Raw genomic sequence first — 12,163 nt, forward strand, 5'->3', positions numbered from 1 at the left:
TTCTGTAAACATCTATAATTTTGCCGTTAACCTAACTTGGAAACTGAAGCCAGCAACACCAGGACCGTATTAAAACAGGCATGAAAAAGTATGGAATATTTTATCCCGTACTTTACACGGATATAGCCCAGACAAAGACCGGTAAATGTTTGTGACAGGATAAAAATGATAAAAAAGGGGTTCTTTAAATTCATGCCCTTCCAGTTGCTCAGGTGCGCCATTCCAAACAGAACCGCTGTACAATAGAAATGGATGCCATAAAATTTACGCCAAAAACTATAAATGGTTTTACGGCTCATTTTTTCGGTCTTAACATGAACAAAAATAGCCAGGATCAAAAAGAGTATGTAAACAACAAATTTTATATTTTCACTGTCAATAAACGAGGCTCCGATTACCCCGGGCAACAGGATCATAAAGTAAACCGCAAGTTTCCATTTCCTCAGCTGATAGCGGAACAGGTATTCTTCCAGCAATGGAGCAATGATGCCAGCGAGTATTAACGCAAAAAAAACACCCTTTTCAAAGAGGTCAAAATGAAACTCATAGTCTTCAATCAGTTTGTATTTCACCAGTACACTTTTTATGGAAGTAACCAGGGCACCAAAAATAAAACTGGCCAGGGACAGGTACAGAAAGTCTTTAAGAATTGTATTTTTTGGTTTTTGGAGATGAAGCAGATCTGGCCGCTTTAAAAATTGCCAGAAGGCAGAAAAGGTTTCCATCATGGAGCGCGGGATTTAAATCTTTACAAGCCAATTGGCAGTTTCATTTTTACATTTACCGGCTCTCCGCTCTGAATACCAGCTTTCCAGTTGGGCATGCTTTTGATTACCCTTACCGCTTCCTGGTCCAATAAAGGATGCAGGCCTTGAAGAACAATCACATCTACAACCCTGCCTTTCTTGTTTACTGTAAACTGGACAACGACCTTTCCATGGGGCCTGTCTTTTTCCAGTTCAGAGGGATAATTAAAATGGTCCCCAACGTATTTATAAACAGCGGGCATTCCTCCTTCAAACATGGGCATCACTTCTATGCTGACTTTTTCAGTAACGCTCTTCCCATTTTCAATGTGGTCGGCAGTCACGACTTCGTATTGATCGGTGATTTTCCCATTCGTGTCCCAATGTGTCTCCTTTTGCGCAACATTATCGCGGTATAAAATTTCTGATCTTTTTTTACCATCCTTGTACCACCATTTAAACAAGCCTTCCCTAACCTGGGGATCTAAAGATGTATAATTTCCGGACATTTGGGTTTCGCCTGTATTAAAAAAATCAGTAACCAGATAGGCTCTGCTTGTTTTCTGAATAGTTCTGTGATATGTGCTTCCTTCTTTTGAAGATGGTTCCCATTTGGAGTTGAACCAAAGGGTATCTATTGTTTGGGCATTGCCATAAAAAGCCATCAGGCAAAACAACACTAAAAATCGGGCAGAAAGTTTTGAAAGCATATTTGAAATTGTTGACCAAAGATAAAAGATAGAAGTGCTACAAACTTATTCTTTTCGCAAAATAGATAATTTTAAAATTAACTTTTTAAAAGGTCTTTTTTCCAGACCCTGATCTCTTTTTTGCTCTCAATGTATAAGATTTCGCCAAACTTCAGGGCATTTAAAACTTTCCGCCTTTCTTTTTCAGGGACCAGTTTTCCATCTACATAAAGCAGTAGATTCTCCCGCCGGGCAGATCGTCTGGCTTGTTGCAGGTTTTTCCATTTTATCACATCCTTTTGGGGGTAAACATAGGTAATAACCAATAGGTCTTTCGTTAAATGGGATAGACCAACTTTATCATATTTAACAAAATCAACCGACAATACTTTATCTACATCGATCCCGGAAAATACACTATCAATTTTTAAAGAATCACCCTGATCATAAGGTATTCCATTTAAAACATACAGCAATTCTCTTTTATTTTTATGACCGACCGTATCCGCTTCTCTTTGAAAATGCTTTTCCAGTACTACTCTATTTAATTTTTGTGCAAAAGCAGCATGAAATAAAAACAGACAAAAAAGCAAGGAGACAAAGTACTTCATTACAGTTTGTTTAGGTTCCAAAAAAACAGAATTTTTCACTCCCCCGCAGCATACCATTCATACATCCAGCCGGGTTCCTGATTAAACTTCGTCCAGTCCTTCAACAGCCGTTCTTTCAAAGGCCCCCAGCCCTTGCTTTCTGATTCCAGGCGGTACACGAGTCTGAGCATGTTGAAACACATGGTCGCCTGGCCAGCAATGACCAGGTTCTCCAATGCATGCGCTTCCACCTGGTACTGATCAAACCACAAAGTGGTATCCATAGCGGTAGCCCTGTCCACGATACTTCTAAGCCTGTCCGCGGGCTCAAAAACATCTTTCAGCAAACGGGCATCTACAGCGGATACTTTTGCCGAATGGTAATCCCAGGGTTCTCTTTTAATTTCAGTAACCAGCACCTCCTTGTTTTTTGAAGACAACAGGTAAATGGCTGTCATGGCAATGTTTTGTCCCCATGAACGGGGCTCCGGGCTTCCGGTTGGGCCCGTTATACCATTATCATATATATCGCTGCTATAACTCTTTTTGAAATAAAGCAGTTCATAACTCATTCTTCTGATCTTTTTCAGGTAAATGGAATCTGCCAGTAAAAGAACCGACTGAAGACGGGCCAGCAGCATGGACCGCAATTGACTAAAGGGCAGCTGCAATAAATCCGGATAATGCTTTTTAAAAATCAGCATCCAGGTATTTTCCTTTTCTGCTGGTTTTGCCTGAAGAAACTGGTTCAGCTTTTTAATTTTTGGTCCTACAAGAAAAGAAAAAAGAAGCTGCAGCAACAGCAGCATTGTACTGATGCCAAGCAGCAGATAACTGACCCTGGTCCAGGAAGTACAGATCAGGAGCAAAGCGGTCAGGAGCACCATCAGTCCAAGAACAATTCTGTAGGCCAGATATCCTTTCTTAAAACGGCGGATATACCCCGACACAGATGTTCCTTTCTCCGTGCTTTCGGGTTCAGGGTATTTAAAAGGCTGGTCCAGGTAATTACTCGAAACATCACAAGTCAGGTACAGATCATAGTCATATTTTTTCCGTTCCCGTTCGTCGGCCTGCAAAAAAGCATAAATGCCCTGGTTATCGTCTATTCCCCCATCCATAAAACTGGCCATATCCAACCTGGGCTCAAAACCCAGTTTTTCCCTGGTGTTGTACCTGTTGTTTCCTTTTAAAACAGCAGCGAGTTCTTCCCAGCTCAATACTTTTTCTCCGTTGTTCCAGCTAAAATCCCTTGGGTAAACCAAAGGCTCCAATCCGGCAGGGAAACAGGAAGAACAGGCCAGAATATCTCCCAGTTTAATTTGTTTCACCAGGGGCAAAGCATCCCGGTCGGCAGACAAATACAGGTATTTGTTACCGATTACCCCGCGGGTACCGAAACGGAAGTTCAAGCCATTGTTAAATTCGGTTGTGTTTACACAAATTTCATCGATCACAAATTTTGCGTTCCTTTTCGACTTAAACAAATCGCCATAACTGGCTTGTTCAAATAGCAACTGGTCATATACCAGTGCAAATGCATTGATCAGGTTTCTGTTTTTATCGGGCCTTTGTATCCAGGCCTGCTCATCTTTTAAAACATCAAATACTTTGTCCAGCAAACCGGTTCCTTTTAAATGCTGTAACAGCTGCCCATAAACCTCAGGAAAAGACTTGCCCTGTCGCAGCATATAGCACAACAGCATAGCGGTAATTGACCCACCGGAAGCAGAGGAAATGAACTTTATTTTTTCCAGCAGGTTTCCTTCCTGGTAAGGTGTCTTGTATAAATAACTCGCGCAGCCCAAACAATAAGCCGCAGCCCGAAAACCTCCGCCCGAAAAACTCAGTGCGACATGCTCAATTCCGTTTTTTAACTTTGTTTTTTCCAAGCTGTTTTCTGAACGGCAAATACCGCTTCGGTTATTGTAAATTTAACAAATACAATCAAATTTACTTTTTAGATTTTGCATAAATCTAATTTTAACAGTAACTTAAAGACAAATCAACACCTTTGCCCCATGTTAAAAAACCGGATCGATCCCTGGGGAAACCTGATCAAAACAACCGCCCGTGGCGCATGGATGGGAAACCGCGGTATCTTGCATGATGAGCATCAAAATATCCGCCGTTTATTTAAATTAAAAGCATGGCTCATTTGCCTGCTGGAATTCAAAAACAGGCAAAGAAAAGTGATGAATCCCGGAAATTATACCGAGCTTTTTTTCCTTGATGAAGCAACGGCCTTTTCTGCCGGTCACAGGCCTTGTTTTGAATGCCGCCGGGAGGACTTTAAACGATTTAAATCCAGCTGGATCAAGGGCAATCCCGAATACGGGTTCGGGGAAAAAGTCTCGATTCAGGAAATTGACAACATTCTTCATCAGGAAAGAATGGGCCCTCACGGTGAAAAAATCACCTATGAAGAATTGCTTAAAGAACTTCCTGATGGCTGCTTTATGCTTTATAAATCCAGGCCTTATGTCCGCCAGGGTAAGCACCTGTTTTCCTGGTCGCCTTTTGGATATGGCAGCGCAGAAACATTTTCAGAAAATGAAAAAGTGCAGGTACTTACCCCAAAATCTGTAGTTAATGCTTTCAGATCGGGTTATGTGCCCCAGATTAATCCCCATTAGAGGAAATGCCCTAACGGCTCATTTTTTTTCCTCCCAGTGATCACAAAATACACAACAGCAATGGAGATGACCAGCAGGTAAGGCATCAAAACATTAAGATCATTGTACATTGACTCATTGCCGCTGAGTAAAATTAATCCCTTATGATGCTGGTCCTGCATTGCCACTCTGGGAAGAAGTTCCTGGGCATAGTTCCAGCCCAGGTGCAGTCCTATCGGTAAAAATAATTTTTCACTTTTAAGATAGGCCAACCCAAACAGTACTGACCCCAGTCCTGTACTGATCATTACTTTAAGCATATCCCATAGGGTCATAGAGGCATGAAGGTGCATAAGCCCAAAAGGAATGGCAATGATCAGTTGTGCCAGCCATGGGGCATATTGTTTCAACAGGCTTTGGAAAGGATACCCCCTAAACACAAATTCCTGTATAAATGCAGAAAATAAACAACCTAAAAAGGTCATCAGCAGGTGCATCGGGTCCAGGTGAGGGTTAATTTCCCAGTTGTCTTTTGTTAAATACAAAGTTATGACAAGCGTTATAAAAAGCAGAAATATTCCAGCCGCCAAGCCCTGGAATAAATTAGCCCAGTCTTTTTTAGACAAAGGCACAAAGCCTAAAGACGATAAGGTGTTTCCCTCAGCATGTAAAAAGGCCCAGCTGCTGACCAGGGAAACCAGGAAGAAAAAGATAAAACTATTAAGGGCAGGAACCAGACCCGCTGTGACATAAGCCAGAGAGAGGATCAGAAAATAGAGCCCTACTTTAATCCATGTTGGCCAGGTTGTTTTTTGTGTTTTCATATGTTTAGCTTTTTTTATCCAAATAGCACGATAAAAAGCATTGCGATCAATTTAAACTGCTGAACCCCTGCCAATTTCCGTTAAAACAACAGAAATTCACCACAAACACCATGCTTAGGCTCCGAAAAAAACTTCGTCCGGTAAATCTGTATATTGAACGGAAATTTACATCTACTCATCGTCTAAATTTGTAATCTCTTTGCAGCAAACAGAACTTTAGCTTATGCAAATCACACAACTGATCGAAAAGATTTATACCAAACCCTCTTTAAGAGTTGGTTTCCACCTGATTTTCTGGCTCCTGCTGTTTGGTGTCAAGCTTTACCTCACCGCTGTTTCTTTTAATGTATACCGTTCCTTTCCAACGCTGTCTTATGTTTATATCAATCTTTTCAGCACCCTGCTCCTGGCTGCTTTTTATTACCTGTTTGTATACGTACTAATTCCCGTTTTTTTTAACAAAAAAAAATATTTTCAAGGCATACTAGTTTCCCTAGGGCTCATTCTGCTTTATACTTTAACAGACACATTTACAGAAATGCAACTGATAAAAACCTGTAAAGCCTGTACCCTGATTTTGCAAAAAGACCACCCGGACTATGCCTCTTATTTAAACAGAGGTTTTATCAATGTTGTACTGACCAGGATATTAGGCCTGGGCACGCCTATGCTTTTGTTATTTGCACTCTGTATTCCTTTTAGTATAAAAATGACACTGCAGTCTTTTAGAAACAACCTTAAAACACTACAGTTGAGCCGGGACAATATGGAGCTGGAGCTTAATTTTCTGAAAGCGCAACTTAACCCGCATTTTCTGTTCAACTCCATGAACAATATTTACGGATTGATCCTTACCGGAAATAAAGAAAAATCTGCCGCGCTTGTGGCCCGTCTGTCGGAACTGCTCCGCTATACCCTTTATGATTCCAATCAGGTAACCATGCCGCTGGAAAAAGAGGTTCAGCTGATCCGTGACTATATTGAACTGGAAAAAGTCCGCTTAAACGACAGCCGGGTTATTTTTTCTTACCAGACAGACAGTCCGGATTATGATCTGGCCCCTATGTTGCTACTGCCCCTGATTGAAAATGCCTTTAAGTACAGCAAGGACAATACAGATTCTTTTATTGATATTTTTCTGGATATTATAAATGGTAAATTGCGTTTTACCATAGACAACAGCATGGATACGGAAAGGCTTCCCGGAATTTCAGGTGGTATTGGCCTGGTAAATTTCAAAAAAAGAATGGACCTTTATTATCCGGGAAAGTACTGGTATGAAGCAGGGCCCTCGGGTACAACTTATTCTGTAAATTTAACCATTGAGCTATAATGAGGTTAAACTGTATGATTGTTGACGATGAGCCTATTGCAAGGGACATCCTCAAAAGCTATATAGAACAATGTCCGGAACTCGTTCTGGTGAAAAGCTGCAGGAGTGCCTCCGAGGCTTATGAAGGCTTGCATGAATTTACTACAGACCTGATTTTTCTGGATATACAAATGCCGGTCATTACCGGAACTGAATTTTTAAGGTCTTTGCGCAAACCACCACTGGTGATTTTTACAACGGCTTATTCTAATTTTGCAGTAGAGGGTTTTGAGCTGAACTCCGTTGATTACCTGCTCAAACCAATTACATTTGAACGTTTTTATCAGTCCGTTCAAAAAGCGACGGAAAGAAAACATTTTTCTGAGCGCCCTGAAATAAAAGAGCAAAAAGTTCCGGATTATACATTTATCAGACAAGACAACAGGTTGCTTCGCATCAACCACAAGGATATTGAATACATACAGGCGGAAGGCGATTTTTCTTCTGTTTACCTTGGAGAAAAAAGGCTCTTTGCCAGCCTGCAGCTTAAAAGCTTTGAAGAACTGCTTCCTGCTGAAAAGTTTCTGCGCGTTCACCGTTCCTATATGGTTAACCTGGATAAAATCAGGGCCATTAAAGGAAATGTCCTTGAACTGCAGCAGGCCGAAATTCCAGTGGGCGCCAGCTATCGTCTGGCTTTAATGGATCATTTGAGGATATAAAACCTGCGCCTGTACCACTACTCTATACCTTTGGTTTTCATGGGTATAACATACACCGATTTACGTGCAGTAATAAATAAAATATTTTTGTCCCTTCCGGCAAAGCAAACATTACTTGGTGCAGAAGGCACTTTAATAAGGTCAATCATTTTTCCCTCCGGGCTACAGATCAGCACACCTGTTTTGGTCGTCAGGTAAATATTTCCTTTTTCATCCAGCGTCATACCATCTGAACCTTGTTCTATAATTAACTGTCTATGATCCAATTGGCCATTTTTACCGATCGTATATTTATAGGTTTTGCCGGCCCCGATATCTGCGATGTATAAATACTTTCCATCAGGGGTACCAACGATTCCATTGGGCCGGATCAAACCGGTCAAGGCCAGCTGTGCTGTCTTTTTTCCTTTGGGCAGATAATAGACATTATTTTCAAGCTCGGCAGATGTTCTTGTCCAGTAATCACGCTGATAATAAGGATCGGTAAAATAGATATCTCCATTTAAATTGACCCAAAGGTCATTCGGTCCGTTAAATTGTTTTCCCTCAAATCCGGCAAGTAAGGTCTTTACTGTAGCTTTCGCATTCACGGCCCACAATTCTCCATGTTCATCTGAACAGGTCAACAGATTACCTTTATGGTCAAAATAGGTTCCGTTAGCCCGTCCGGAAGGATGCAAAAAGAGAGAAAGTTTTCCATTCAGGTCATATTTCCAGATCTGGTCATTGGGCTGGTCCGTAAAAAACACATTTCCCGCCCGGTCTGGGGAACAGCCCTCGGTAAAACTAAAAGCCGAGGAGACCAGTTTCAGGTCTTCCTGAACAAATAATCCACTTGCATCGGCTTGCGGCGACTGGGCACAGAGCTTACAGGAAACAAACGAAAGCAAAAAGCACAGGGTTTTAAATCTCATCCGTAAAAATAAATTTTAGTTGCTTAAATCGGCATACACCAGTTTCAATAAGCAAAGGTCTCTATCTTTTAACGAATATAGAAAAAAAGAAAGGTCTGTAAGCGGCCTAATTGTTTTGTAAGAGTTTCAGGCGCTCTGCGGCATTTTTGTTTTGTGCATTCAGTTCCAGTGACCGCTTAAAATTTTCAATCGCCAGCTCTTTTTGCCCGTTGGCCTGATACGCTTCTCCCAAACTGTCATACGTGTTGTAACTTGCCGGGAACAGACTGGTGTTCCATTTGAAAATGTCAATTGCCTGTTTGATCTGCCCATTGTTCAACAAAGTATATCCCCAGCCGTTAATCTCATTTTCAGAAAGGATTAAGCGCGGGTTCTTTTTTCGGCCTGAAGCCACAATTTCCCTGGCATGAGAAAAGCCTTTTCGTAAAAGCGCCTTCCTGATCGTTTGAAGTTCTGCAGAAAGGCCAAACCCGTTAGCCGCATGCATTTCCGGAAAATAATAACCGGCAATTTCATCGATAAAGCTTTCGGGACTACAGCCCTGCTTATTGGTGAGCACCAGGATAGAAAGGTTATCTTTAGGATACATAAATATGGCGGCCCTCCCTCCTCCTATCGGTGCGATGGCTGGATGTTCGGCCCTGATGACTACAGGCCACCCGAGTGCATATCCGTTAATAAACGGATCAAATCCGCCGGGCTGGCCGTTACTTAAAACCGAAGGCCGCCACAACAAACTCAGGTTTTCTTTTGAAATCAGTTCACCCTGCTGAAGCGCGATAAGCCATTTGGCGAGTTCCCCAGCGGAAGAGACCATACCGGTTGCAGTGCGGTACCATTCCGGAATTTTCAGATAACCTACCCCTAGAGTGTTTGTTCTGATCCACTTGCCCTCCACCAATTTCATATTTGTATAAATCCCGGCATAATGTGCAATAAGATCAAAGGAATCTCCAAATGTAGTCTGGATTATTCCCACCTTGTCCAGCTGTTTTTTCTGAACAAATTCCTGAAATGAAAGTCCGGATAATTTTTGAATGATCAGCCCAAGCAAAATGTAATTCATCTGATTGTATTCAAATGCTGTTCCTGGTTTAAAATGAATGGGTAAAGACGCGGTGAGTTTCATGGCAGCAGCCAAACTTCCGTTTCCACCCATATTGTCCAGATCATCGGGAACGTCGGGCAGGCCCGAATTATGACTCATCAACTGCCCAATTGTAACCCCTTGCCACAAAACGGGTAAGCTATCGAGGTATTTTGAAAGGGGTGCATCTATAGCCAGTTTTCCCTGCTCTACCAGTTGTACAGCCGCAACCCCAATAAAAGCCTTGGTTATAGAGTTAATGTTAAAAACGGTCTGGTCTGTTACAGGAACATCATGTTCGACATTCGCAAGACCATAATTGGCGGATTTGATGACTTTACCATCCCTAATAATGGCCAGCTGCATTCCCGGAATATGACGCTTTTGCATTTGTGCCTTCAGGAACACATCAATACTGTCGGCTTTAACTTCAGCTTTGATTTGTGCCCGCAGACCTGGGCAAAGGTGCAGTATAGCAAAAATAAGAATCAGTATTTTTCTCATAATTAAATGTCTTCGGGGCTTAAAACCAGAACAATGCCATAAATTTCCAGGGCATCCACAAGCTATACCAGTGGTCTCTGAAGCGCTTTTTCCGACAGCAATTGTCCGTTTTTGAACAATTAATGTCCGGTCATTTTCTTTTCCATTTTAAACCTGAAATTAATAAATCTGGTTTGGTTACAGAATTTATTAAAAAAAAGTATAATTTGGTTCTACACACAAATCAATTCTATGAATTTTAAAAAAACAGTTTTACTCGGCTTCATGCTGAGTTGTGCCCTGCCAGGCAGGAGCCAAAAAATCACACATGCCTTATTTAAAATTTCAGGCGCGTCCACAGAAATCCGGTTGATCGAGCTCGAACTGGATAACAAGATGGTGATCGGCATCCGTGACGGACGGATTGCTTACGCAGAAACCTTATCAGGAAATGGTCTGGATTACCAGGCCGGTCAGAACTGGAATCAAACCAATAATGATTATGGGATAAAAATGGCAGGTCCCTTTCCTGTAGAATATTACACCAATTTTGACATTCACGACCCGGTCGGAAAAATAAAATCTATAGGAAATATAAAGTTCAGTTATAACAATAAATTTGATATTCATGAACAATTCGGTAGCCTGAAATCTATAGGAGATATTCGCCTGACCTATTACAATGCCTTTGATATTCACGACCCTAAAGGAAAGCTAAAATCCGTAGGTAGCGTAAAAATCACCTACTTTAATAAATTTGATGTCGGTGAAGATTTTGGCCGGATCAAATCCATTACCGGCAATTCCAGCAGCTTATCGGTATCATTTACCGACCGCAGGTTTATGCAGCAGGATTAATAAAACCAAGGGGCTGGTCAGACAGGGCCGGCTTCCTTGTTTCTTATTCTGGATATGGCAAACATAATGCCTATAGAAAGCACTATCAAAATCAGATAACTGTAACTCAGATTGCTTTCATCTTTAGCGGGTACAACATTCACCACTCCGTAACTCAGAAAGGAAACAATTACATAGGTAATTCCTCCGGTAAGCCCCCCGGCAATACCTGCATTTTTTGGAAATTTTCCCAAACAATAGGTAAAGTAATTGTTAAAAGTATAACCGGCTCCAACATGAATGATAAAGGCAAAAAAGATCATGGAATAGAGGTTGCTGATGAAATGGACACTCACCATCATGATGCCAACAAACAGAAGTTGCAAAGCCAGGTTAACAACCAGTCTTTTAAAAAACGGACGGTTGATGGTCGCCTTCCCTATAAAACCGCCAACCATCCAGGCAAAACCCAATACCAGTGAACTGTAACCTGCAACAACAGGTGTCAAATGCAAATGATGTTCTATGATAAAGGGCCCTGTCATGTTATAAATCATCACCATACAATAGGCAAGTCCCAGCATAATGATCCCCAGACTGAAACTTGCAGTGGTGATCATATTGGTATAGATGTTTACAATTTTCCGGAAATTAAATTCTGTAAAATGAACAATGGTTTCCCCGCTGTAAATCAGTTCCAGGATGACCAGAACAAAAGCCATTGCGGCCAAAAAATAGAAATTGGATTCCCAGCCAAAAGCACTTTGTAAATATCCTCCGATAAAAGGAGCCACAATAGGTCCGGTAGACCAAATGATAGAAAATAAACTCAGGTAATGCTTCAATTTATCCCCGCTGAAAACATCGACAAAATAGGCCCGTTTGGCGACAATAATTGCCCCCACGGTAAGCCCATGGATAATCCGCATCAGGTAAATTAAATAAATGTTATGGGTGGCCGCGATGACCAAACTGGCCAGGGCAAAAATAACCAGTGAAACCAAACAAACTTTATAACGGCCAAAACTATCCAAAACACTCCCGATAAACAGCTGGGAGATTCCATAACTGATCAGGAACAAACTCAGGGTAAGCTGTACCTGAATACTGCTTACGTTCATTTCTGCGGCCATGGTAGGCAGGGAAGGAATGTAGATGTCGGTCGCAAATCCGGATAAGGGGAGCAGCGTAAAGGCCAGCAATGTGGCAACGCCTTGATTTTTCTCTTTCATAGACGCTGCAAAATTACGGATTATCCAGCTTCCATGTTTATTAAAATCAAATGCATAATTATGCGATTCAAATAACATACATCAATAAAAAGCCTTCAAATTTACTATTATG

At 41.5% G+C, this 12,163-nt stretch carries 12 protein-coding genes; 4 read left to right on the forward strand and 8 right to left on the reverse strand.

Annotated features, from left to right (window positions below; translation table 11 throughout):
• Window positions 1–26: 26 nt before the first annotated feature.
• From B0O44_RS14225 to B0O44_RS14240, 4 genes are all read right to left on the reverse strand, one after another.
• Window positions 27–728 (reverse strand): CPBP family glutamic-type intramembrane protease, encoded by a 702-nt coding sequence (locus B0O44_RS14225; RefSeq protein WP_110831676.1) that lies wholly within the window; start codon window positions 726–728, stop codon window positions 27–29.
• Between the two features lie 20 nt (window positions 729–748).
• Window positions 749–1,456 carry an energy transducer TonB gene (locus B0O44_RS14230; protein ID WP_110831678.1) on the reverse strand — a complete coding sequence of 236 codons (708 nt, stop codon included), beginning with the start codon at window positions 1,454–1,456 and terminating at the stop codon, window positions 749–751.
• 77 nt (window positions 1,457–1,533) lie between these two features.
• The gene (locus tag B0O44_RS14235) at window positions 1,534–2,046 is read right to left on the reverse strand and encodes a hypothetical protein (RefSeq protein ID WP_146229845.1); all 513 of its coding nucleotides are present in this window, start codon (window positions 2,044–2,046) and stop codon (window positions 1,534–1,536) included.
• Between the two features lie 35 nt (window positions 2,047–2,081).
• Entirely contained in the window at window positions 2,082–3,917 is a 1,836-nt protein-coding gene (locus B0O44_RS14240; RefSeq protein ID WP_170123337.1) for a patatin-like phospholipase family protein, read from the reverse strand.
• A gap of 129 nt (window positions 3,918–4,046) precedes the next feature.
• Between B0O44_RS14240 and B0O44_RS14245 the strand changes: the two genes are divergently transcribed.
• Window positions 4,047–4,661 carry a hypothetical protein gene (locus tag B0O44_RS14245; RefSeq protein ID WP_110831684.1) on the forward strand — a complete coding sequence of 205 codons (615 nt, stop codon included), beginning with the start codon at window positions 4,047–4,049 and terminating at the stop codon, window positions 4,659–4,661.
• Here the strand turns inward: B0O44_RS14245 and B0O44_RS14250 are convergent.
• Window positions 4,658–5,464, reverse strand: a complete 807-nt coding sequence (locus tag B0O44_RS14250) for a CPBP family intramembrane glutamic endopeptidase (protein ID WP_110831686.1) — start codon at window positions 5,462–5,464, stop codon at window positions 4,658–4,660. The two genes, B0O44_RS14245 and B0O44_RS14250, sit on opposite strands and share 4 nt — an antisense overlap.
• A 223-nt stretch (window positions 5,465–5,687) precedes the next feature.
• On the opposite strand from B0O44_RS14250, the gene B0O44_RS14255 reads away from it, so the two are divergent.
• Both B0O44_RS14255 and B0O44_RS14260 read left to right on the forward strand, forming a co-directional pair.
• A complete protein-coding gene (locus B0O44_RS14255; protein ID WP_110831688.1) occupies window positions 5,688–6,797 on the forward strand; it encodes a sensor histidine kinase in 1,110 nt (369 codons plus the stop codon).
• Window positions 6,797–7,498, forward strand: coding sequence for a LytR/AlgR family response regulator transcription factor (locus B0O44_RS14260; protein WP_110831690.1), 702 nt, complete (start codon window positions 6,797–6,799; stop codon window positions 7,496–7,498). The genes B0O44_RS14255 and B0O44_RS14260 overlap by 1 nt, the downstream gene beginning before the upstream one ends.
• Before the next feature lie 17 nt (window positions 7,499–7,515).
• Here the strand turns inward: B0O44_RS14260 and B0O44_RS14265 are convergent, their stop codons facing one another.
• Both B0O44_RS14265 and B0O44_RS14270 read right to left on the reverse strand, forming a co-directional pair.
• Complete coding sequence (locus B0O44_RS14265; RefSeq protein ID WP_110831692.1) at window positions 7,516–8,412, reverse strand: SMP-30/gluconolactonase/LRE family protein; 897 nt, start codon at window positions 8,410–8,412, stop codon at window positions 7,516–7,518.
• A gap of 106 nt (window positions 8,413–8,518) precedes the next feature.
• Entirely contained in the window at window positions 8,519–10,003 is a 1,485-nt protein-coding gene (locus B0O44_RS14270) for a serine hydrolase domain-containing protein (RefSeq protein WP_110831694.1), read from the reverse strand.
• Between the two features lie 231 nt (window positions 10,004–10,234).
• Here B0O44_RS14270 and B0O44_RS14275 point away from each other — a divergent pair, with 231 nt between their 5' ends.
• Window positions 10,235–10,840 (forward strand): hypothetical protein, encoded by a 606-nt coding sequence (locus B0O44_RS14275; RefSeq protein ID WP_110831695.1) that lies wholly within the window; start codon window positions 10,235–10,237, stop codon window positions 10,838–10,840.
• A 17-nt stretch (window positions 10,841–10,857) separates the two neighbouring features.
• Here the strand turns inward: B0O44_RS14275 and B0O44_RS14280 are convergent, their stop codons facing one another.
• Window positions 10,858–12,051, reverse strand: a complete 1,194-nt coding sequence (locus tag B0O44_RS14280) for an MFS transporter (RefSeq protein WP_110831983.1) — start codon at window positions 12,049–12,051, stop codon at window positions 10,858–10,860.
• Between the last annotated feature and the right edge of the window lie 112 nt (window positions 12,052–12,163).

This window comes from Pedobacter nutrimenti (assembly GCF_003208655.1).
Lineage (GTDB): Bacteria > Bacteroidota > Bacteroidia > Sphingobacteriales > Sphingobacteriaceae > Pedobacter > Pedobacter nutrimenti.